The sequence below is a fragment of the Secundilactobacillus silagei JCM 19001 genome (assembly GCF_002217945.1).
Taxonomy (GTDB): Bacteria; Bacillota; Bacilli; order Lactobacillales; family Lactobacillaceae; genus Secundilactobacillus; species Secundilactobacillus silagei.
The window spans coordinates 55,871-77,576 of sequence record NZ_BCMG01000013.1; the positions used below are offsets into that span (position 1 = coordinate 55,871).

Below are 21,706 nucleotides of genomic sequence, written 5' to 3' on the forward strand. Positions count from 1 at the left end.
GCTTCCCGTGTTAAAAAGGATAATAATATAGTTTCAAGAACTATTTGAAAGGGAGATTGTGATGACATCTCAACCCATTGGTTTTTTAGATTCCGGTGTTGGCGGTCTAACCGTTGTTAAAGAAGCGCTCAAACAACTTCCAAACGAATCAATTGTCTTCTTAGGCGATCAGGCACGTCTGCCATACGGACCGCGGCCTACCGAAGAAGTAGCCCACTTTGTGCAACAAATTGCCGGTTTTTTATTAGACCAGCATATTAAGGCATTGGTGCTTGCCTGCAATACTGCTACGGCAGCAGCACTACCCATTTTACAAGCAAAATTATCGATTCCTGTAGTGGGGGTCATCGATTCTGGCAGCCAGACCGCCGTTAAGGTCTCAACTGGCCAGCACATCGGTGTTATTGCGACTGAAGGAACGATTAAGAGTCACGCTTACCAGCGGGCAATCAGCAAGTTATCACCGGCCGTTTCAATTGAGGGCCTGGCTTGTCCAGACTTTGTCACCATGGTGGAAGCTGGCAAGTATCATGATGCCAAGACGGCTCAGGTTGTGGCTGATCAGCTGCAATATTTCAAGACGCATCCGGTTGATACCTTAATTTTAGGCTGCACCCATTTCCCGTTACTGACCGATTTTATTCAACAAGCGATGGGACCAGAGGTAACGCTAGTTGATTCCGGTGTTGAAACGGTGAGTGTCATCAAGCAGTTACTGTTTGATCAACAACTACTGAATATGGATCATGGCACCAAGACCCGCCAGTTTTACACGACGGGTGACGTTGACAGCTTTACTGCAATTGCGAAAGATTGGCTGCAGCTGCCGCAATTAAACGTTAAGCACGTCCCAGTGGAACAGCTGATGACGTACGGTGATCTACCCACAAAGGAGCCTAGCAATGCCTAATACATTAGTGATCGCAACGCGCAATCAGGGTAAGGCGAGAGAGTTTACTGAAATGCTCGCACCAAAGGGGATTACGATCAAGACGTTAGCGGACTATCCGGACGTTGGCGCTATCAAAGAAACCGGCTCGACGTTTGAAGAAAACGCCACGATCAAGGCTAAAGCAATCGCTGACCATACGCAGTTACCGGTCTTAGCCGATGATTCCGGTTTGGAAGTAACGGCTTTAAACGGTGAACCGGGGATTTATTCCGCACGGTATGCTGGCGACCATGACGACGCAGCCAATAACGCGAAGTTGTTAAACAACTTAAAGTCGGTACCAGCTGACAAACGGCAGGCGGTATTTCACACGACGTTAGTGTTACTGAAACCAAATGGCTCGAAGCTGGTCGTGAACGGTGAAGTACAGGGCCAGATTTTGACGGCTTCGCGCGGTGAGAACGGCTTTGGTTACGACCCGTTGTTTTACGTGCCATCCAAGGGTAAAACCATGGCTGAAATGAGTGAAGATGAGAAGAACGCCATCAGCCACCGCGGGCGAGCAACTAAAAAAATGATGACGCAGTTTGATAACTGGTGGGAGGATTAGCATGAAGCTTTTAGCGGTTAGTGATAATCACGGTGATCGGCAGATTCTGCAGACCATTTTTGAGGCCTATCGCGATCAAGTCGACGCTATTTTTCATTGCGGTGATTCAGAAATGACCGTTGACGATCCGTTATTCAAAGACGTGTACGTCGTTAAAGGTAACAACGATTACGGCACGACCTTTCCGGATGAAATCCAGCCAGTTATTGGAGACACTAAAGTCTTGATGACGCATGGGCACCTGTACGATGTCTCGATGAGTTTGACGCGGCTAGATCTTCGAGCCAGAGAGATTGGGGCGAAGGTCGTTTTGTTTGGCCACACGCACCAGTTGGCAGCTGAGATGTCTCAGGGGCGGCTCTACGTTAATCCCGGCAGCATCTCACTGCCACGGGGGCAATACGCTGCCATCGGCGGTACCTTTGCGATCATTAACGTCTTGCCTGCTCAAGTCACGGTTGATTTTTATGATCGGCAGTTAAATCAGATCGATCAGCTCCACCAGCAATTTAAACGCTAGAAAGGTTGCGTGAGGTTTTTAATGATTGATGAACCAATTAAAAAAATGATCATGGCAGATCACGATAATTTGATTATTCCAGCTAATTTAGTTGCCAATGTGATGGTGAAAAATGATTGTTATCATGCCTTTTTAGTGTTAACGAAGGTGCGGTATTCAAAGGTTCCGGTGCTGGATAATGACCAGCATCTCTGCGGTTTGATCTCACTTTCGATGATCACTGAACACATGTTGGATACGGATCACGTTGCTTCAGAAAATCTGCGGCGTTTGACCGTGGCGGATGTTATGGAGACTGATTTTCGATCAATTGAAGATCCCACTGATTTAGATGAGATCATGCACCTGTTAATTGACAATAACTTTGTGCCAGTCGTGTCAGATGAAAAAACGTTCACCGGTATCATTACGCGTCGGGAACTATTAAAGCGGGTGAACTACGTCGCCCATAATTTGTCAAAACAGTATGATGTGCAACCACGTTTGAATTCGATGAAGAAAATCAGTAATGGTTAAAAAATTATAAGTAATTAAAATAGCCGGCAACAGTGATAAAGTCACTGTTGCCGGCTATTTGAGTTGAACGGCTTATTTTTGCGGATCGTTATGATAAACGGTCGGTAATTCAATGTGAGCGTCCTCGATGGCCTTTAAGTAGGCGGACAGCAGTTTATGCTGCACGGTAAACTGCTCGCCCGGTTCTGTAAAGGTGACGACTTGAATCACCACTTGGCCATCTGGCAGGGGAACCGTCCCCATGTTAGTCGGTGCCTGCGTGATGGTGGGAAATTGAGCCGGGACCGTTTGATTGACGGACTCAATAATGGTATTGATTTGATCAATGGGTGAATTGGGGAAAATGGGTATCTGGACCAGCGCCCGCATTTCGTGACGGGATTTATTGCTTACAATGGTAATATTACGGTTGGGAATAAAATTCAGGGTCCCATCGGCACTGATGACTTGCGTGGTACGGATGCCGACTGCGGAAACCGTGCCTTCCACTTCACCAATTTTGACCGCATCGCCAACGTTGATCTGTTCTTCCATTAAGATGAAGGCCCCGGTGACGATGTCTGAAACGAAGCCTTGCGCACCGAGGCCTAGTGCCAAACTGAAAATACCAGCACCAGCAACCAGGGTGCCAACGGGGACCCCCATGAAGGACAGCAGGGCGTAGATCCAAAAGAATAAGACCGTGTATTGGAAGATGTTCATGACTAGGGTAAAAATTGTATCTACGCGATTAGCCGAGCCAGCCGTGAACTTTGTTTTTTTATAGCGTTTGAATAAATGCCGAATAATTTTTTTACCGATCCAATTAACGAGTAGCAGTCCAATGGTCACGAGCAACAGTTGAAAGAGGGTCGTGGCAATTTGTTCACCAATGTGCTGCCAATTGAAATGTTGAACGAAACGGGTAAGATTAGTGTTCAATATCATATCATTAGCTCCTTGAATTAATTTCACCAATAAGTGTAACAGATTAAGCTCAAAAAAAGCAGGTGAACCGGTGTTTTATATTGCGTCAGCTTAAACGCAATGCTATTCTTAACCTAATGGGTTAAAGTAAGGAGGGGTAGTGTGACAGCAGGACAAGTGGCCGGCTTAATTGCCGCCATCGCATTTTTGATATTAGTCTTTTTTATCGGCGCTTTCTTGATGAAGATGGTGCGGACCTTGAGCGAGGTTAACAAAAGCGTGAAAACCATGACTGATGACATGGACGTGATCTCGAAGCATGCTGAAGATATTTTGGCAAGCACAAACACCCTGTTAGATGATGTGAACCATAAAGTAGCAACGATCGATCCGGTTTTTCAGGCAGCAGCTGATTTAGGGACCAGTGTCTCTGAACTGAATTCAGCCACTCACGATTTAACTGGTAAGGTGAAATCGACGGCTAAGAAAACTGCTACTACCGGTTTGTTCGCCAAACTAGGCGAGTCGCTTTTCAACGCTTATCGTGGCCGTAAGAATAAGGATTGATCATTGAAAGGAGTTTTTGACTCATGGGAAAAAAGTTAGGCTTTTTGGTCGGATTAGCTGCTGGTGCAGTGGCTGCACGCACTGCTTATAATCGGCTGAGTGATGAAGATAAGGCGGCATTTAAAGCCAACGTGCAGGATAAACTGGACGTTGCAAAAGACCGAGCCGTGGACTATGCGTTTTACGCGAGTGATGCTTGGGATGACTTTAAGGAAACTTTTTCTGATCAGTCGCAAACCGTTAGTGACCGGGTAAGGGATGCTGCCAGTCAGCTGGGTGATAAAACGTTAAATCATCCTGCTGATTCAGATGATACGGACGAGTCACTGCGGTCTGAATTAGCCGATGTTTCCTCAGCCGACTCGGACGACTCAGATGATATCGTCTTAAATAGCGAGGAAACCTTTGGCGGGGCTGACGTCGCAGACGAAACCGCCACACCAAAGACGGATCCTAAGCCGGATGACGATACTGACGATTCTCAGAAAGATTAAATGATCAATAAAATACTTTAAAAAAACAACCTGATCGCGTTAAAGTGATCAGGTTGTTTTTTTAGTTGTGCAACTGCCCGTTCAAATTAGCCAACGTAGGTTAATTCTTTTGGTGTGTGGGTGAAGGGTTCACAGCCGCTTTCAGTAATGTGAACACAGTCTTCGATTCTGACACCAGCCACACCCGGAATGTAGATTCCCGGTTCAATGGAGAAGCACATACCGGGTTGCAGGACCATGTCATTACCAGCCATAATTGACGGGAATTCATGTTCACTCATGCCCATACCATGACCCAGCCGGTGAATGAAGTACTCGCCGTAACCTGCTTTAGTAATAATTGCTCTGGCAACTTGATCCAGTTCCGCAGCAGTGATGCCGGGCTTAGCAGCAGCCTGTGCGGTCAACTGGGCTTCAAGACATACCTGATAAATATCAAGCTGTTTTTCAGTGGGTTTACCTAAGGCAACCGTTCTGGAAGCATCCGAGATGTATCCCTGCCAAATGGTACCCAGGTCAAACAAAATCAGTTCGTTGTTTTCAAATTGAGTGGCGTTGGTGGCACCATGCGGTTCGGCGGCGTGGGCACCAGCCTGCACAAGGGTCTCAAAACTCATTTGCATGATGCCCTGCTTCATTAACGCATACTGTAATTCGGCCACGACTTGTTCTTCAGTCCGACCGGCTTTAACGGCGGCAAAGCCCTTTTCAAAAGCAAAGTCGGCCCATTTGCCAGCTACGTTGAGTTTGTCGATTTCACTCGCGGTTTTAATGACCCGTAACTGATTGATGAAGGGGGTGATATCCTGGTTAAACTGTGCACTAGGGAAGACTTGCTGCAGGTGTTCCAGCCGCGTCACTGAAAGCTGGTTTTTTTCCAGAGCAATTTCAGTCGGCTGGCTGACACGTTTTTTCACGTTATCTGCAATCATCTGCCAGGGGTTTTCATGATCTAAGTAATCGTAAACCGGAAATGAAAAGCCGGTGTCCTTGATGGCTTCAACTTCCAGGGCGGGCGCAAACATGAAGGGTTCTTGATCAGGGAAGACGACGAGTGCTAACACCCGTTCAATCGGGTCACTGTAAAACCCAGTGAGGTACTGAATCGTGCTTGGGTCGCTGATATAAGTGACATCAGCATGGTGCTGGACGGTCCATTCTTGAACCTGTTGTAATTTTGACAAAGTAATCACCTCGAATTAGGATGCCATCATTATATCATGGCTTGACATCAGCAGAAGTGGAAATGGTGGCTTTCATCTAAGCCGGTAAAACTTGGAAAAGGGGTCAATAACCAAAATATTTTGTAAAGCCCTGTCTTTTCAGCTTGATTGGCGGGAATAATGCTAGCCTATCAATCAATAAAGCCCGTTGCAATAGGCCTTTTCAGAAACTAGTTGAATCGTCAAAGAAAATTGATTCTGCAAATTGCCGTCACTGGATGGGACAGAACTCAAATGGTGGTCTTGAAAAGTCCGTCGTAAGAGAGTATTATCAAGCTGAAAACGTTTTCAATTTGATTTCTGAAAATTTTTCTGATATATTTAACGAGTTGTTGAAAATCGATGAAAACGAATCAAACCAATAAAGAAAGGGCTATCGCAATGGATAAACAGACTGTAACAATTTATGACGTCGCCCGTGAAGCCGATGTGTCGATGGCCACTGTATCAAGAGTGGTTAACGGGAATCCCAACGTTAAACCGGCAACGCGGAAAAAAGTCTTAGATGTAATTGAACGCTTGGACTATCGCCCAAATGCTGTGGCACGAGGATTAGCAAGTAAGAAAACGACGACTGTGGGGGTCATCATTCCGGATGTCACCAATATTTACTTTTCAGCTCTAGCACGGGGCATCGACGATATCGCCATGATGTATAAATACAACATTATTTTAACCAATTCTGACGAGAATGGCCGCAAAGAAGTGCAGGTACTAAATACCTTAATGGCAAAACAAGTTGATGGCATTGTCTTTATGGGCAATGACATCAGTGATGAAGTTCGCAAGGAATTTGAACGGACTAAGACACCGATCGTGCTGGCTGGCTGTGTTGATGATCAAGATCAAATGCCAAGTGTCAACATCGACTATACCGCCGCTGTTGAAGAAGCTACCAAGAATTTGATCGACCATGGTAACGAACGTGTCGCCTTTGTATCCGGCAGCTTAGATTATCCGATCAACCGTGATTACCGGCTGAAGGGTTACAAGCAAGCTTTAAAGAAGGCTGGGTTACGTTACGATGACAAACTGGTCTTTGAAACGGATTATTCTTACAAGGCCGGGCAGCTGTTGCAGCCGGCATTGCAATCCGTTAATGCCACCGCAGCGGTGATCGGTGACGATGAGTTAGCTGCTGGTGTGATGAACGGTGTCACGGATGCGGGGTTAAGTGTCCCAGACGACTTTGAAATTATTACCAGTAACGATACCAAACTGACCGAAATGGTTCGACCAAAGATGTCGTCCATTACTCAGCCGCTATACGATATTGGTGCCGTTGCGATGCGGTTACTCACTAAATTAATGAATAACGAACCAGTGGAAAATAAGACGGTCTTATTGCCATATGGCTTAATGAAACGCGCATCAACTCACTAATTGCCAAGGTTAGTCAATAAGCAGGTTTATGTTATCTTCTGGTTAGAAGAACGCGTAACGCCTGCTTATTTTTTATAAATTTTTTTGGAGGTAGCGTATGAAAAGAGGAGCAGTGTTACTATCAGTAGCGTCAGTTGTGATGACGGTGATTATCGTGACGTTAGCGATGATGGTTGGTCGGTTGAGTGCAAGTGCGGTTCCCATGATTTCTAAACCGGGGGTTCAAATCATGACCGAACTGTTGGCCTTTGGTTGCTGGTGGGGGTTAAATCACTGGTATCCGAAAGCTAAAGTGAGCTGGCGGGGTCGTGGGAACCCTCGCCAATGGGTGTTGATCTTACCGATGATTATTGTTTTGCTGGGGGACTCAACACTGAATCCGCAGTTTAATTTGAGTTTGAGATCTATTTTAACCGCCATTATAGTGGGGTTTTCGGTTGGGTTATTTGAGGAATATGTCTTTCGTGGTGTTTTGGTCAGCGCGTTGCGTCAGCGGTACCAGTTGGGTGCCGTCATGACGGCGTTTATCAGTGGGCTGATGTTTAGTTTAGTTCACCTAGTGAATGCTTCCAACGGCAGTTTAACAATGACGTTGGTTCAGATGCTGGAAGCCATTGGTCTGGGATTTTTCTTTGCGGCCATCTATTTGGTCACTGCCAACCTCTGGCTGCCGATCCTAGCGCATGGTGCGATCGATGCCTTTGATACAGTGGCCTTTGGAACGTTAAACAATACGGTCGGCATGAGCGTTTGGACGAGTCTGACCTACGCGGTGGTCTTTGGTGCGCTCGGTTACTGGCTGCTAAAGACCAAGCGTTACGCGGTGAAAATTGCACCCAACAGCGCTACTCAAGTTAATTTTAGTCGTCGCTCTCAAAGACGTCCGGCAATTCAGCGGCAGTCGGTTTCGATGATTAAAACGGTCATTGCCATCGTCATTCCGTTAGCGGAACTCGGTCTAGGTGCAGCGGTGGTAGCTGTAACGACCAATCAGTGGCTCAGAGTTGTTCTGGCAGACCTGATCTTTTTCGTGGGCCTATGTACCGCACTGTATTTATACCGCGACGTTTTGGCCAGTCATTGGCAGCGGTTTAAGCGCCATTTAGGATCCGGCCTGCTGGTGGGGATTGGTGGTGTTGTCGCCGCTTATATCCTGTTAACCGTAGTTCGGCAGGGATTGAAATTAATCGGTGTCGCCGGTACTGGTTCTGGTTCAGTAATGAGTATTCAAACCGCTGGAATGGCATTAGTGGCCAGTTTGACGACCTTGATGGCGCCCTTTACGGAAGAGATCGTTTTTCGCCACGCGCTGTTTTATCAATGGCGTGGGCGCGGTGTCATGACTTGGCTGATGCTGGTAGTTTCGTCAGTGGCCTTTGGACTGGCGCACTGGAACAACTTCCACGGTCAATTAGTTCAGATGATCCCGTACATGTGTGTTGGCGCGTTATTTGGCTTGATCTACTATTTTTCCAGAAATATTTGGCAAGCTATTCTGACGCACTTTTTGTTTGATATTATTCAGGTGATTGCCGTTGTTGCAATGTTTATTCTGGCAATCGTTCAGCAGGGTTAGAAATAATTACTGGTTTCATTGTTGACTGGTTGTATTGAAAACCCTTGCGTGATATTATAATATAGTCTGTGTGTAAACGAATATAATTAAGAAAAGAGGAGTCGTGAAATGTCAGGACATTCAAAATGGCATAACATCCAAGGGCGTAAAAACGCCCAAGATGCTAAGCGTGGTAAAATTTTCCAAAAAATCTCACGTGACTTATATCAAGCCGCTAAAGCAGGTGATCCTGATCCAGCAAACAACCCTCAACTTCGATTGGTGATGGATAAGGCTCGTGCTGCTAACATGCCTAAGGATAACGTACAACGCGCTATCGATAAGGCTTCTGGTGTTGGTGGAGCAAAGTTCGAAGAAATCACTTATGAAGGCTACGGTCCTGGCGGGACTGCCATTATGGTGGCCGCGTTGACCGATAACAAGAACCGGACCGCTGCTGCTGTTCGTTCCGCCTTTACCCATCATGGTGGGTCTTTAGGCGCTGCTGGTTCAGTTTCTTACATGTTTGATCGTAAGGGCTACATCGTTATCTTACGTGATGGCTTAGACGCCGATGAAGATACGGTTTTGATGGATGCACTTGACGCTGGTGCGGATGACATGAAGACCAGTGATGATCAATTTGAAATCTTTACGGATCCAGCTAGTTTGACTGCAGCCCGTGATGCGCTGCAAGAAAAGTACAACTTGGATACAGCGGAAGTGACGATGTTCCCACAAAACACTACCGAAGTTCCCGAAGCAAAGGTTTCGCAATACCAAGGTTTGATTGAAGAGCTTGAAGATAACGATGATGTTTCGGATGTTTATGAAGCAGCTACGTTACCTGAAGGTGTTGAATAATTGAATTAATGCGTTTTAAAGGAGATCAGTTCAGTGATGAACTGGTCTCCTTTTTGTCGTTGATTATTAAGTTATTGGCACCGGGTAAAGGTTAAGCGCCAGTATGAGTTGGTTTTTCAGTGGTTGAGTCTTGTACCGCGGTAGTTTCTGGATCCCCTAATAAAACCGCTAAATAATGGTGAGCCTGTTTACGGGTCGTGGGCTGTTTTTTAAGAAAAATCCATTCAATGAGCAGTAAAATGGTTGAACTGCAATGATCGACCATCAGTTCGACCGGTACATCGAAATGCAGATTGCCGAAGACTTCCAGAAACATTTTGTGAGCAAGATTACGCAGGTAATTCGTAAAGCTGTTGACTAAATTACCAGAAATCTGATTATGCCGTAGAATAGCTAAAACCAGTTGACTGTTATTTTCAAATAGGTCATATAAGCGGTCAAAGTAAATAATCACGACTTCGTTTGGCTTCAGTTGGTCAGCCTCTTCAATATGCACTTTTTCGGCTAACACGTACCAGCAGTAATTGATGAGGTCGTATTTATCGTCAAAGTAATTATAAAAAGTCGCTCGGGGAAAATTACATAACTGGCAGATCTCATTAACGTTGATTTTTTCAAATGGTTTTTGAGCTAGTAATTGAAACATGGTCTGCGAAAACGCGAGTAATGTCCGCTGCGCACCACGCGTCGGCTTTTTGTCTAAATCGTATTTCATCATTAATCCTTCCTTGCATTTTTTATAAACTGTCTAATTATAAGCAGAAGTCTAATTTTGTTTCTTGCAGTCATTTCAACGTGAGCTTATCATATTGGTATAGGTTATACAAGTGTATAAGTATAGTCACTAGTCTAAGAGAGGAAGAGATTGATTCATGCAACGTTTTTTCAAAAAACACGGGTTAGCCCTGATCGTTTGGATTGGCTTAGTGCTGATTGCCTTTTTGACGATGCCAAACGTGACGCAGCTCGTTAAGACTCATGGGGCGGTCACGTTACCGTCATCGGTTCAAAGCGAAATTGCGAAGAATATCGCTCGTAAATCCGAGAATAATCGCGGTGTCCGGTCGCTAATTGTGGTTTTTAATAAAAAAGATGGCACATTAAACGCTCGAAATAACCGGCAGATCAACCGCGCCACCGCCAATATTAAACAGGATCCGAACCTGGATATTTTGGATATGACCAGCGCTAGTGATAATGCCGAGGCTAAGAAGCAGCTGGCTTCTAAGGATGGCACGACCCAATTGGCAATGGTCGATCTATCTGACCACGCCAAAGTGACTACCCAAGCTAAACAGTTACGTAGTCACCTGAAGATCAATGGTTTGCGGACCTACGTGACTGGCAGTGATCTGTTAAACGACGACTTTTCGACCACGACTCAGGCCGGGTTGAAGAAGACTGAAATCATCGCCGCTGTTTTTATTTTTATCGTGCTGATCCTAGTTTTCCAGTCCGTGGTCGTGCCGTTTATTTCGTTGCTGACGGTGGGTGTTTCTTACCTGGTTTCCGTGGGTATCGTGATGAACTTAGCAGATAAATTTAACTTTCCAATTTCTAATTTCACCCAAATCTTTATGGTAGTGGTCCTCTTTGGGATCGGGACCGATTACAATATTTTACTCTACAACCGGTTCAAAGAGGAACTAGCAAATGGGTTAGCCGCTAGTCAGGCGGCGTCAGTGGCCCGTAAACACGCTGGCCGAACAATTCTCTTTAGCGGTTCAACGGTTTTGATCGGGTTCACCGTGCTAGGACTAGCACGCTTTTCGTTCTACCGTTCAGCCGTTGGGGTGGCCGTCGGGGTAGTCGTATTACTGGCGGTTTTATTGACCCTCAACATGTTTTTTATGGCAACACTGGGTCAAAGGATGTTTTGGCCAAGTAAGAATCTGGCGGCTCACGGGAATAATCCGTTTTGGCATTTCCTGTCGCATTCAGCACTGAATCATACGACAATTACCGTTGTGATCATGGTGATCCTGATCGTACCGTTATTACTGCTTAGCCATCAGAGACTGAACTTCAATAACGCGGCTGAATTGCCTAATAACATTGAATCTAAAGCCGGCTATAACCTGATTCACAAACATTTTCCGGCCGGTATGTCTGGCCCGTCCACGCTGTACATTGAAAGCAGCCACTCGTTGAATAATCAAAAGGATTTAGCGGCCATTGACAATTTAACGACTTATTTAAAGGCTGAACCCGGTGTCAAGCAGGTTAGTTCTGTCACTCAGCCCGGCGGTTCTAAAATCAAGCGGCTCTATCTTAAAAATCAGGTAGGCCAATTAGTCACGGGACTCAACCAAGCTAACCAGGGCTTAGCACGGGTTCAAGCTGGATTAAACTCGGCTGACCAGCAACTGACAGCAGCCAATACCAGTCAAAATACCGCCCAGTTAAGGCAGCTCACTGCTGGTACTGGCCAGTTGCAAGCTGGCGCCCAGCAGCTTAATCAGGGGGTCTCAGCCTATACTGCCGGTGTTAACCAGTTAAGCGTCGGTACCAGTCAGCTCAGCGGCAGTACCACGGGACTCTCTAGCAGTGTTGGCCAACTTGCCAGCGGCAGTCAGCAATTAACGCAGATGTTGACGCAACTGCAGGCACAGACTAGCCGGCTGCCCATGGTTCAAAGCAGTACCAGTCAATTAGCAGCTGGATCAAGCCAGCTGTCTAATGGCCTGGGTCAACTTAACGCGCAGGTGACCCCATTTACCAGTGGCATTAATCAGCTCAATAGTGGGGCTGGCCAACTGGCTCAAAAGGGGGCTGCACTGAACAGCGGTGCCCAGTCCGTTGCCAGTGGCAGTACGCAGGTCAACGCCGGGGTGACACAGTTAGCTGCTCAAGTTGCCGAACTGCAGTCTAAGACCAAGGCACTTCAACAAGGCTTGACGAGTGCTAACCGTGCGCTAGGAAAAATTAGCCAGGGAACTTCCACTGCCAGCAATTACTTGAAAGGCCTGCAAAACTCTTACGTGGGTAATGACTTCTACATTCCGCAATCAGTGCTTGGCAGTTCGGCCTTTAAACCATCACTGGATGCGTTCATGTCCAGTAACCGGCAGATTGCTAAGATTACCATTATTCTCAACAGTGATCCAAGTACGACCCAGTCGGCCAGTCGAATGCGGACGATTTCCAGTGATGCTAAAGCCAGTTTGAAACACGGTGCCCTGAAAACTAGCACGATTGCTATCGGCGGTCAAACGTCGCAAACGGCTGACCTGCAAAAATTATCCAGCGGTGACTTTATTCGGACGGTTGCCATCATGCTAGTGGGGATTGGGATTGCCTTAATGGTGGTTACCCGTTCCTTGATTCAGCCATTGACCATCATTGCCACGCTGGTGACGGCTTATATTAGTGCCTTGACGATGACTAAACTGCTGTCAAAAGTACTGCTTTCACGAACGCTCTTGACGTGGAACACACCGTTCTTTAGCTTTATCATGATCGTTGCTTTAGGTGTGGATTACAGTATCTTCCTGATGATGCGCTACCGGGATGACGGTGCTAAAATTCCGGATGTTCGGCGACGAATTTTAAACGCTTCTGCTAAAATTGGGACGGTCGTGATCTCCGCAGCAATTATTTTAAGTGGGACCTTTGCGGCGTTGATGCCATCGGATGTTTTAACTTTGATTCAAGTCGCAATGACCGTGATCATTGGACTGGTGATTCTCGTCATCGTTTTGCCGATTATCATGTCCGTGATGGTCAAGTGGACCTACCCGTACGTTAACGATAAGATGAACACCCAAGAACAGTCCAAACAGGATTAAAGTGGCTGGTTATTATCTGAATTGAATGAAGACGTTTCCTGAAAAGGGGAGCGCCTTTTTATTATCTGCAAACCCCAGTCAGCCAATGTGCGTAGGTAGGGACAGGAGGAAAATGATGATAGAACAATTAGGACAAACTTTACTAAGCGCCGCAGTTGCATCGGGCAGTTCTGACCTGCACATTCAACCCGTTGGTGACGTTTATCGCGTCTTTGAACACCACGGTGATGGTCTGGTATTCGTTAAACAGTTAACAATCAGTGAAGGTCAGCAGTTGATTGCCCATTTTAAATACCGGGCTAACATGGCGATCACGGAGACCAGGCGCCCCCAATTAGGTGCCTTGACCCTGACTGTTGACGGTCAGACCGTTCATTTAAGGCTCTCTAGCGTGGGGAATTTTATCAACCAAGAATCCATCGTGATTCGTTTGCTGCTGCCACTGGCTGAACAGCGGCTAGCCTTTTTAGTACCGAAGCAGTTGGCACAGCTGCGAGACTGGTGTTCACTGCGAGGGCTAATCCTTTTCGCGGGGCCCACGGGTTCTGGCAAGACCAGCACGATTTATCATTTAGCTAAGGACTTGAGCAAGACGTTATCCGTTTTGTCAGTGGAAGATCCGACTGAGATCGTGGCACCGGACTTTTTGCAGCTCCAGGTGAACCCGGCAGCCGAAATGAGCTATCAAGCTTTGATCAAAGTGGCGTTACGGCACCGGCCAGAGGTCTTGATCATCGGCGAAATTCGGGATCGCGAAACGGCTAAAGCAGCCGTTGATGCGGCTTTGAGTGGCCATCTGGTACTGAGCAGTGTCCACGCCCAAACGGCTAAGGGCACCGTGACCCGGTTGAGCCAGTTAGGCATTGAGCCAGCCGCGATTGCGCAGGCGGTAGTCGGGGTGGCTTATCAGCGCCTATTACCAACCGCGGATGGTAATCTAACGGCTTTGCTCGATCTAGTCAGTGGTCCGATTAGTAAATGGCAACAGACCGCAGAAATGACACCGCAATGGGAGGAGAATCTAAAGCATGCAAGATACAGCAACCAAATTTCAGCAGCCGTCTACGAGCGGTTTAAAGCCGGTTAAGCCATGGTCAATTAGCACGCAGGCCAATATTTTCCGGACGGTCAGTGATTTATTGTTAGTGGGGTTTTCCGTTCGGCACGCGATCCAGTTTTGCGAGACGCTGTATCAGCCGCAAAAACGGGATCTGCACGTGATCAACGAACAGCTGCACGCGGGCTACACCGTTAGTCAGACTTTTGAGCCGTTTGTAGACGACCAAATTGGCTTGCAGTTGCGGTTAGCAGAGGAACACGGCCAGCTGACCCAAAGTCTGGGCCAAGTCAGTCGCCTATTGCAGACGGCCCATCAGCGCCATCAAAAAATTAAACGGCTGTTGCAGTACCCGCTGATCTTAGTGGCAATACTGGCCGTCATCATCACGGGGATGAAGCTCGTGATCCTGCCTCAAATTGAAGCTTTAGCACCAACCAGTTCGCAGCACAGTCCCAACTGGTGGTGGAGTATCGCGGTGATACCGGTGCTATTGATCATAATCTGCGGGTATCAGGCCATCAAGCAGCAACCAATTTTAAAACGGGTCGAACAGACGGCCCATATTCCCATTTTAGGGCCGATTATTAAGGCCTATTACGGCTACTATTTTTTGGCGACCTTGACCATCATGTTTGAAGGCGGCCTGGGTTTTCAAGAAATCCTGTTGACGCTGCGAAAAGCGAAAACGACGACCCTGTTATACCAGTTAGGCGGTAAATTGGAAACGGCTTTAGCTGCTGGTCAGCCGCTGTCACAAGTCATGACCCAGTTTTATTTTTTACCTAAGGAATTACAGCTGCTGTTTCAAAGCGGTAAACCGCGAGTGGAATTAGTCAAAGAACTGACCGTTTTGACGGAGCTGTACTATCGGCGGCTCACTAACCGTTTAGAAGTAATGATGACCTGGATTCAGCCACTATCGTTTGTGCTGATTGGTAGCGTGATCATCGGCGCTTATGCCAGCTTGTTTTTACCGATGTACCACACGATTGGAGGACTATAATGCAACGCAAACGCTCAGCTTTTACTTTAATTGAAATGACCATTGTCCTGTTTATTATTGGGCTGTTGATTCTGATCATCGCACCCAATATCAGTCATCAAAAAGACCGGGCTAATTCGGTTCATACCGGGGCCATGACGACGGTGGTTCAGACACAGTTAGACACTTATCTGGATTCGACGGATAAGAAAACCGCCAGTTTGGGAGAGTTGCAAAAAGCCGGCTATCTGACGGTCAAACAAGTGAAAATTGCCAACAAAGAGGGGATCAAAATCCATGGTGACGAAGTTAAAGCCAGTTCGTGAGGGGTTTACGATGATTGAAATGCTCATCACCTTAGTCATCATCAGCAGTCTTTTGGTGCTCGTTATGGTCGGCGGTCAGCGGTTTTCCCGGTCGTCGCTGCAAACGGAACGGGCCTTTTGGAACAGTTTTGACGGCTACTGGAAACAGGCACTCTATGAGGCGCAGTATCACGGCCGTAAAACGGAAATTACGATTGAAAAGAATGCCCCCATAATTTTTCGAACGGACAAGGGCGATCAGTCACTCACGCTGCCGCGGAGTTTGCATCCTGAACGGGCCGAAAAATTGCTGATTCGCTCGAACGCCACGATCTCACCGCGAACCGTGACGTTTTCATCCGATGTTGATCAGCGCAAATACCGGTTAGTAATTCAAATGGGTTGGGGGGTCTACCATGTTGATCGGGAAGCGGCGTAAAGCTGGGTTTATGTTAAGCGATGCGTTAATTGGCTTGGTGTTGATCAGTATTGGCCTCACGCTCTACACTCAAGCTCACGTGACGATGACCAAACAGTTGGAACAGCGGCAGGTCCGGGTGCAGCAGCTTAGGCATCAATTTGAAATCCAGTTTAAACCAGCAAAGCAGGTGAGTAAATGAAACCAGGATTTACGTTGATTGAAACACTAATCGCACTGGCGGTGACGGCGTTAGCTTTACTGACCCTGCAATTTGGTCTGCAAATGATGAACGGCCGCACCCAGCAAAAATACGATGAGCAGCTAGCCTGGTATCACATGCTAGCTGAACTTGAAGGTAAACAGTACCGCTTTTCTTTAGGCCAGGTTTACCGGCAAAAAGCCGCCCTGAAACCACACACTGATAAAGCCCGCACGTATTATTTAAAGGGCCATCAAGGTAAGTTGATGTTAACGACCGATAAAGGCGGGTACATGCCGCTGTTTACCGGCATGAACTACTATGAATTTGACGTGGTTCATGATCGGCTGAAGATCAATGTGAAAACGAAACTGCAGCAATTTTCTGCGGTGACGACGATTGGGGGTTACGATGGGTAATCGCCGAGGGTTCGTCACGATTTTAGCGCTGCTCTTTTTAATCTTGTTAAGTGGAGTTTTACTGTTCCAATTACAGGGTTATCAACGACAGGTTGAAGCCTATGATATTTTGATTCATCATTACGAGCAAAAACGGCCAGTGAAATCACCCAATAGACGTTAAATTTCCGATGTTAGCTTGAATTAACAGGCGAATATTTGTAAACTATAATTTGTGTGGAGAAACCATTAGGATAGGAGGTTGACAATTCTGGCTATTAAAGAAACGGAGGCGCTTTTTAAGGTTCTCGATGAATCCAGCGAGTTACTGAAGGATGCGCTTTCAACATCTTATTTAGATGCCTTTATTGAATCCGGTGATAATTTGATCGACGGACACGTTCAGGTAGAAGATGGTCGACCGGATGAAAAGACCGTTCAGCAGCTTCAGGCGCTATATGATTCTGTTGACCGCAACCAATTGAATGCTGAAACCGTGCGTCAAGCGATTCAGCTAGCGATGCTCAAAGCCATGCGTGAAGACGATATTCAGGGAAATCATCAGATGACCCCGGATAGCATCGCCATGGTCATGGGCTACATCGTCATTCGACTGGTTGAAAGTCAAAACCAGCTGACGATTCTTGATCCAGCTGTAGGGACGGCTAATTTGCTGACGACGATTATCAACCAATTAACGGCTGCGACTCACGAAAAAGTCGCCGCAATTGGGATCGATAATGACGAATCACTGCTGTCAGTCGCCGACATCAATACGACCCTGCAACGATCTTCAGTGACTTTGATGCATCAGGATGCACTGGGTGAACTGCAGATCCCTGAAGCTGACCTGGTCGTATCCGATCTGCCGATTGGGTATTATCCACTTGATGAAAAGGTTACAACGTTTAAGACACACGCTCAGTCCGGCCATTCCTACGTCCATCATTTATTGCTGGAGCAAGCGATGCGCTATGTGAAACCGGGCGGATACGGGGTTTTCTTAGTTCCAAGTCAGTTGTTTTCAACCCCAGAATCGAAGGGGTTGCTGTCTTGGCTTCAAGATGCCGCGTACCTGCAAGGTTTATTAGCCTTGCCGAAGGATCTGTTTACGGCTAAGCAATCGGCAAAGTCGATTTTGCTGTTGCAGCGTCACGGTGAAAATACGAAACAGGCTGATAAGGTCATGATCGGTGAATTTCCATCGTTTAAAGATCAGGCCGGATTTTCAAAGTTCATTGCGGAAATAGTCGACTGGGAACTAAATGATTTACTAAAGCAGTAACATAAGGAGATTATCACATGGGAAAAACACTTGCCGTCAATGCAGGAAGTTCAACGTTAAAGTTTAAATTATTCGAAACACCTTCAGAAAAAGTCATCACTAGTGGTGTGATCGAACGAATTGGTTTAAAGGATTCCATCGTGACCGTTAAGTACGGCGATGGCCAAAAGTATGAAAACACCCAGGATGTCAAGGACCACGAAGAAGCCATTCACCTCATGCTTAAAGAACTGATCAGCTTGAAGATCATTGCTGACTACAACGAAATTACGGGTGTTGGTCACCGGGTCGTTGCCGGTGGTGAATTCTTTACTGATTCAGCATTAGTAGACGATGATGTTTTACAGAAGATCGAAGATTTAGCTGAATATGCGCCACTGCATAACCCAGCTGAAGCAATGGGCATTCGGACGTTCCGTAAGATTTTGCCAAACGTGCCAAACGTGGCGGTCTTTGATACGTCATTTCACACCACCATGCCTAAGACCAACTACATGTACGCCATTCCTTACGAATACTACGAAAAATACGGTGCTCGTAAATATGGTGCCCACGGAACTAGCCACCGTTACGTTTCCGGCCGGGCAGCAGCCATGCTTGGCAAGCCGTTAAAGGATCTCAAATTGATCACCATGCACATTGGTGCCGGTGCTTCGATTACCGCGATCAAGGACGGCAAGTCATTTGATACTTCCATGGGCTTCACGCCGTTAGCCGGGGTCATGATGGCCACCCGTTCAGGTGATATCGATGCCTCATTGGTTACGTTCTTAATGGAAAAGTTAAACATTAAGGATCCTAACGATATGATCGAAATCTTGAACAAGAAGTCTGGCTTACTGGGGGTTTCTGAATACTCAGCTGATATGCGAGACCTTGAAAAGGTTCAGGATAAAAACGAGAAGGCACACTTGGCTCGTGATATGTACATCAACCGGATCGTCGGTTACGTTGGTAAGTACATTGCTGAAATGAACGGTGTTGACGCCATTGTCTTTACGGCCGGTGTCGGTGAAAACGACATTCCGATTCGCCAAGAAGTTGCTGATAAGTTAAGCTATTTCGGCATTGCTGTTGATCCTGAAAAGAACCATATTCGCGGTGTTGAACGTGATCTATCAACTGCAGACGCCAAGGTTAAGACGCTGTTGATCCCAACGGATGAAGAATTAATGATCGTTCGTGACGTTGAACGGTTAACGAAATAATTATTTTTAACTGATAATAGCGCTCGATTCGTTTTTGAATCGAGCGCTATTTTTTTTGCAAAAAACGTTCAAGTTAGTGATGGTATGATAATTTTCTTCAACCATTATTCATGAACGTGCAGTTTTTTCACTTAAAAGTGAACAATCATCATGAACGTAAGCATAACGATAACACCGCGATTTCTTATGTGTGAATCACAGTTAATTGGCAGTCATTGCGGTCGTTTTATCGTACTGGCGCTTTTCGCGTGTATAATTGTTCCTCATAAAGGGGTGAAGCTTATGGCGAAGACAGAATCTGCTAAACAGCGATCTGGCGGATTAAAGAATCGGCATGTGCAAATGATTGCCTTAGGTGGCACGATTGGGACCGGCCTGTTTTTAGGTGCCGGCCAATCAATTCATTTGGCTGGTCCGTCAATTTTACTGGCTTATCTGATTGCCGGTGTCGCGTGTTTTCTACTGATGCGGGCACTAGGTGAGTTATTATTGTCGGATTTAAACGCTCATTCTTACATTGATTTTATTAAAAGATACCTGGGTGAACGCTGGAGCTTTATTGCTGGGTGGACTTATTGGGTCTGCTGGCTAAGTATTGCCATGGCCGATTTAACGGCTGCCGGGCTTTACATGAAGTTTTGGTTTCCGCAGTTACCGCAGTGGGTCACGGGTTTAATGATTTTACTGATCCTAGTCTTGATCAACGCGGTGACGGTTCAGGCCTTTGGTGAAACGGAATTCTGGTTTGCAATCGTGAAAGTTGCGGCCATTATTGCCCTGATCGTTATTGGCATCGTTTTAGTGGTGATTCAGTTCAAAACCCCAGTGGGCCATGCTTCAGTGATGAATTTAGCCGACGGTCACTTTTTTGCCCACGGCGCTAAGGGGTTTCTCCTCTCGTTTCAAATGGTCTTGTTCGGGTTTATTGGAATTGAAATGGTGGGGATGACCGCCTCAGAAACCAATGATCCTAAAACGATTATTCCGAAGGCCATCAACGAAATTCCGATGCGGGTGATCCTATTTTACTTGGGGTCGTTAATGGCGTTGATGTGCATCTATCCCTGGCACTATATTTCGCCTGATCAAAGTCCATTTGTAGAAGTCTTTTCAGCGATTGGCATCAAGTCAGCGGCTGCCATTATCAACTTCGTGGTCTTAACGGCGGCAGCTTCAGCCTGCAATAGTGCCCTATATACGACTGGGCGGATGTTATTTTCCCTTTCTTACGGGGGTAAAACTAAACTGGCAAAACGGTTAGGCAAATTGTCACGGGCGCAGGTGCCGGTCAACGCGCTGTTCTTTTCAGCAACAATAATTGCAATTGTGGTCCTGCTAAACTTCTTTATTCCAGGTAAGGTATTTACACTGATTTCAAGTATCGCTACGACCTGCTTCTTGTTTATCTGGGGGTCAATTGTTCTGACCCACATTAAGTACAAACGCGCAACTGCGGCTGGACAGGCAAAACAGGTCAGCTTTAAAATGCCGTGGGCGCCATATTCAGATTATTTTGTGCTGTTATTTCTCACCATGGTCTGCATTATCCTGCTATTTCGGTTTGAAACGCTGGTTGCACTCATTGGATCAGTTCTCTGGCTATGCGGACTTTGGCTGTTTAAAACGGGGATGGATCGCTCACAAGCGAGAAAACTTAAAAAATAGATTGCTTAAAATCGGGACGATTCTGTGCCGGTTTTTTTTATTTGGTTTCAGTGACTTCTTAACGAAGCCGTTGAAAACACGAGTTCTTTCCTATCCGTGGGGTAACATGGTAAACTAATGGAGTGAAGTTTTTTTATGAGCTAATTTTGAATAAAGAAGGGGTTCGGCGTGCAACTGTATTTCACTGCAGATACGCATTTTTTTCATAAGGATTTACTCGGCAATAATGATTTTGCACCACGGCCATTTAAATCCGTCGAAGAGATGAATCAAACCATTATTGACCATTGGAACGCACGCGTGACACCAGAAGATACGGTGTATCATTTAGGTGATATTGCCCTGTACTTCATTCGACCGGAAAAAGCGGCTCAGGCGGCGATCTTAGATGTGTTGAATCAATTAAACGGCCATCTGATCCTCATCAAGGGGAACCACGATAACCGCGCGCTGTTTAAGTACTTGGCACAGCACAACTATACCTATGGCGGCAAGCCCAAGTTTCAATTTCATGATGTGGGCGCCGTCATCAAGGTCAATCACTGTCAGTACTACATGACGCATTACCCAATGATGATGGGTATTGTAAAACAGATCATTAATTTACACGGCCACATTCACCACTATTCCGTCAACATTAAAGAAGATATTAACGTGGGTGTTGATACACCTGAAACCGACTATTTAAAGCATAAGCCACCCTTTGGCACACCTTTTTCCATGGCGGAGATCGAAGAAATGGTAGCCGGCAAATATAACGATTTTCAAAAACGCAAATAAAGACATTAGAGGAAGGATGAATGATTATTATTTTGTTATAAAAGTCTCTAAAAACTTATCAAAAGGGGTAATATCAGGTTGCTTT

Annotated in this window: 24 protein-coding genes; 21 read left to right on the plus strand and 3 right to left on the minus strand. The window is 46.2% G+C overall.

Going from position 1 to position 21,706, the window contains the following annotated elements:
- Window positions 1–61 precede the first annotated feature (61 nt).
- The 4 genes from racE to cbpB are packed head-to-tail and all read left to right on the plus strand — an operon-like array spanning window position 62 to window position 2,538.
- Window positions 62–910, plus strand: a complete 849-nt coding sequence (gene racE, locus CES79_RS13035; protein ID WP_054655948.1) for a glutamate racemase — start codon at window positions 62–64, stop codon at window positions 908–910.
- On the plus strand, window positions 903–1,502 hold the full coding sequence (locus CES79_RS13040) for an XTP/dITP diphosphatase (protein WP_170173518.1): 600 nt from the start codon (window positions 903–905) through the stop codon (window positions 1,500–1,502). The genes racE and CES79_RS13040 overlap by 8 nt, the downstream gene beginning before the upstream one ends.
- Window position 1,503: 1 nt before the next feature.
- Window positions 1,504–2,022, plus strand: coding sequence for a metallophosphoesterase (locus CES79_RS11185; protein WP_054655946.1), 519 nt, complete (start codon window positions 1,504–1,506; stop codon window positions 2,020–2,022).
- A gap of 21 nt (window positions 2,023–2,043) precedes the next feature.
- Entirely contained in the window at window positions 2,044–2,538 is a 495-nt protein-coding gene (gene cbpB, locus CES79_RS11190; protein ID WP_089137235.1) for a cyclic-di-AMP-binding protein CbpB, read from the plus strand.
- 72 nt (window positions 2,539–2,610) lie between these two features.
- Here cbpB and CES79_RS11195 read toward each other — a convergent pair whose 3' ends face one another.
- Entirely contained in the window at window positions 2,611–3,465 is an 855-nt protein-coding gene (locus CES79_RS11195) for a mechanosensitive ion channel family protein (RefSeq protein ID WP_089137236.1), read from the minus strand.
- A gap of 141 nt (window positions 3,466–3,606) precedes the next feature.
- On the opposite strand from CES79_RS11195, the gene CES79_RS11200 reads away from it, so the two are divergent.
- On the plus strand, window positions 3,607–4,011 hold the full coding sequence (locus CES79_RS11200; protein WP_054655942.1) for a DUF948 domain-containing protein: 405 nt from the start codon (window positions 3,607–3,609) through the stop codon (window positions 4,009–4,011).
- 23 nt (window positions 4,012–4,034) lie between these two features.
- Window positions 4,035–4,505 carry a hypothetical protein gene (locus CES79_RS11205; RefSeq protein ID WP_089137237.1) on the plus strand — a complete coding sequence of 157 codons (471 nt, stop codon included), beginning with the start codon at window positions 4,035–4,037 and terminating at the stop codon, window positions 4,503–4,505.
- A gap of 86 nt (window positions 4,506–4,591) precedes the next feature.
- Here CES79_RS11205 and CES79_RS11210 read toward each other — a convergent pair whose 3' ends face one another.
- Window positions 4,592–5,689, minus strand: coding sequence for a M24 family metallopeptidase (locus CES79_RS11210; protein ID WP_089137238.1), 1,098 nt, complete (start codon window positions 5,687–5,689; stop codon window positions 4,592–4,594).
- Window positions 5,690–6,109: 420 nt separating this feature from the next.
- On the opposite strand from CES79_RS11210, the gene ccpA reads away from it, so the two are divergent.
- From ccpA to CES79_RS11225, 3 genes are all read left to right on the plus strand, one after another.
- The gene (gene ccpA, locus CES79_RS11215) at window positions 6,110–7,111 is read left to right on the plus strand and encodes a catabolite control protein A (RefSeq protein ID WP_089137254.1); all 1,002 of its coding nucleotides are present in this window, start codon (window positions 6,110–6,112) and stop codon (window positions 7,109–7,111) included.
- A 97-nt stretch (window positions 7,112–7,208) separates the two neighbouring features.
- Window positions 7,209–8,687, plus strand: coding sequence for a CPBP family intramembrane glutamic endopeptidase (locus tag CES79_RS11220; RefSeq protein WP_089137239.1), 1,479 nt, complete (start codon window positions 7,209–7,211; stop codon window positions 8,685–8,687).
- A 108-nt stretch (window positions 8,688–8,795) separates the two neighbouring features.
- On the plus strand, window positions 8,796–9,530 hold the full coding sequence (locus CES79_RS11225) for a YebC/PmpR family DNA-binding transcriptional regulator (protein WP_089137240.1): 735 nt from the start codon (window positions 8,796–8,798) through the stop codon (window positions 9,528–9,530).
- A gap of 91 nt (window positions 9,531–9,621) precedes the next feature.
- On the opposite strand, the gene CES79_RS11230 is transcribed toward CES79_RS11225, so the two are convergent.
- Window positions 9,622–10,245: a TetR/AcrR family transcriptional regulator gene (locus tag CES79_RS11230; protein WP_089137241.1), complete on the minus strand. Its 624-nt coding sequence runs from the start codon at window positions 10,243–10,245 to the stop codon at window positions 9,622–9,624.
- A 157-nt stretch (window positions 10,246–10,402) separates the two neighbouring features.
- Here CES79_RS11230 and CES79_RS11235 point away from each other — a divergent pair, with 157 nt between their 5' ends.
- The 12 genes from CES79_RS11235 (at window position 10,403) to CES79_RS11285 (ending at window position 21,621) form a co-directional block, all read left to right on the plus strand.
- Window positions 10,403–13,318 carry an MMPL family transporter gene (locus CES79_RS11235; protein ID WP_089137242.1) on the plus strand — a complete coding sequence of 972 codons (2,916 nt, stop codon included), beginning with the start codon at window positions 10,403–10,405 and terminating at the stop codon, window positions 13,316–13,318.
- Window positions 13,319–13,433: 115 nt separating this feature from the next.
- The gene (gene comGA / locus CES79_RS11240) at window positions 13,434–14,405 is read left to right on the plus strand and encodes a competence type IV pilus ATPase ComGA (protein ID WP_225362420.1); all 972 of its coding nucleotides are present in this window, start codon (window positions 13,434–13,436) and stop codon (window positions 14,403–14,405) included.
- Window positions 14,347–15,381, plus strand: a complete 1,035-nt coding sequence (locus CES79_RS11245; protein WP_089137243.1) for a type II secretion system F family protein — start codon at window positions 14,347–14,349, stop codon at window positions 15,379–15,381. The genes comGA and CES79_RS11245 overlap by 59 nt, the downstream gene beginning before the upstream one ends.
- The gene (locus tag CES79_RS11250; RefSeq protein ID WP_054655926.1) at window positions 15,381–15,686 is read left to right on the plus strand and encodes a prepilin-type N-terminal cleavage/methylation domain-containing protein; all 306 of its coding nucleotides are present in this window, start codon (window positions 15,381–15,383) and stop codon (window positions 15,684–15,686) included. Before CES79_RS11245 ends, CES79_RS11250 begins: the two co-directional genes overlap by 1 nt.
- Complete coding sequence (locus tag CES79_RS11255) at window positions 15,658–16,104, plus strand: type II secretion system protein (RefSeq protein ID WP_054655924.1); 447 nt, start codon at window positions 15,658–15,660, stop codon at window positions 16,102–16,104. The genes CES79_RS11250 and CES79_RS11255 overlap by 29 nt, the downstream gene beginning before the upstream one ends.
- Window positions 16,082–16,285, plus strand: coding sequence for a hypothetical protein (locus CES79_RS11260; protein ID WP_054655922.1), 204 nt, complete (start codon window positions 16,082–16,084; stop codon window positions 16,283–16,285). The genes CES79_RS11255 and CES79_RS11260 overlap by 23 nt, the downstream gene beginning before the upstream one ends.
- Window positions 16,282–16,704: a prepilin-type N-terminal cleavage/methylation domain-containing protein gene (locus tag CES79_RS11265; protein ID WP_054655920.1), complete on the plus strand. Its 423-nt coding sequence runs from the start codon at window positions 16,282–16,284 to the stop codon at window positions 16,702–16,704. The genes CES79_RS11260 and CES79_RS11265 overlap by 4 nt, the downstream gene beginning before the upstream one ends.
- Window positions 16,697–16,867: a hypothetical protein gene (locus CES79_RS12890; protein WP_159459494.1), complete on the plus strand. Its 171-nt coding sequence runs from the start codon at window positions 16,697–16,699 to the stop codon at window positions 16,865–16,867. The genes CES79_RS11265 and CES79_RS12890 overlap by 8 nt, the downstream gene beginning before the upstream one ends.
- A gap of 78 nt (window positions 16,868–16,945) precedes the next feature.
- A complete protein-coding gene (locus CES79_RS11270; RefSeq protein WP_225362422.1) occupies window positions 16,946–17,968 on the plus strand; it encodes a class I SAM-dependent methyltransferase in 1,023 nt (340 codons plus the stop codon).
- Window positions 17,969–17,985: 17 nt separating this feature from the next.
- Window positions 17,986–19,176 (plus strand): acetate/propionate family kinase, encoded by a 1,191-nt coding sequence (locus CES79_RS11275; protein ID WP_089137244.1) that lies wholly within the window; start codon window positions 17,986–17,988, stop codon window positions 19,174–19,176.
- Window positions 19,177–19,458: 282 nt separating this feature from the next.
- A complete protein-coding gene (locus tag CES79_RS11280; protein ID WP_089137245.1) occupies window positions 19,459–20,841 on the plus strand; it encodes an amino acid permease in 1,383 nt (460 codons plus the stop codon).
- Window positions 20,842–21,009: 168 nt separating this feature from the next.
- On the plus strand, window positions 21,010–21,621 hold the full coding sequence (locus tag CES79_RS11285) for a metallophosphoesterase family protein (protein WP_225362424.1): 612 nt from the start codon (window positions 21,010–21,012) through the stop codon (window positions 21,619–21,621).
- Window positions 21,622–21,706 lie beyond the last annotated feature (85 nt).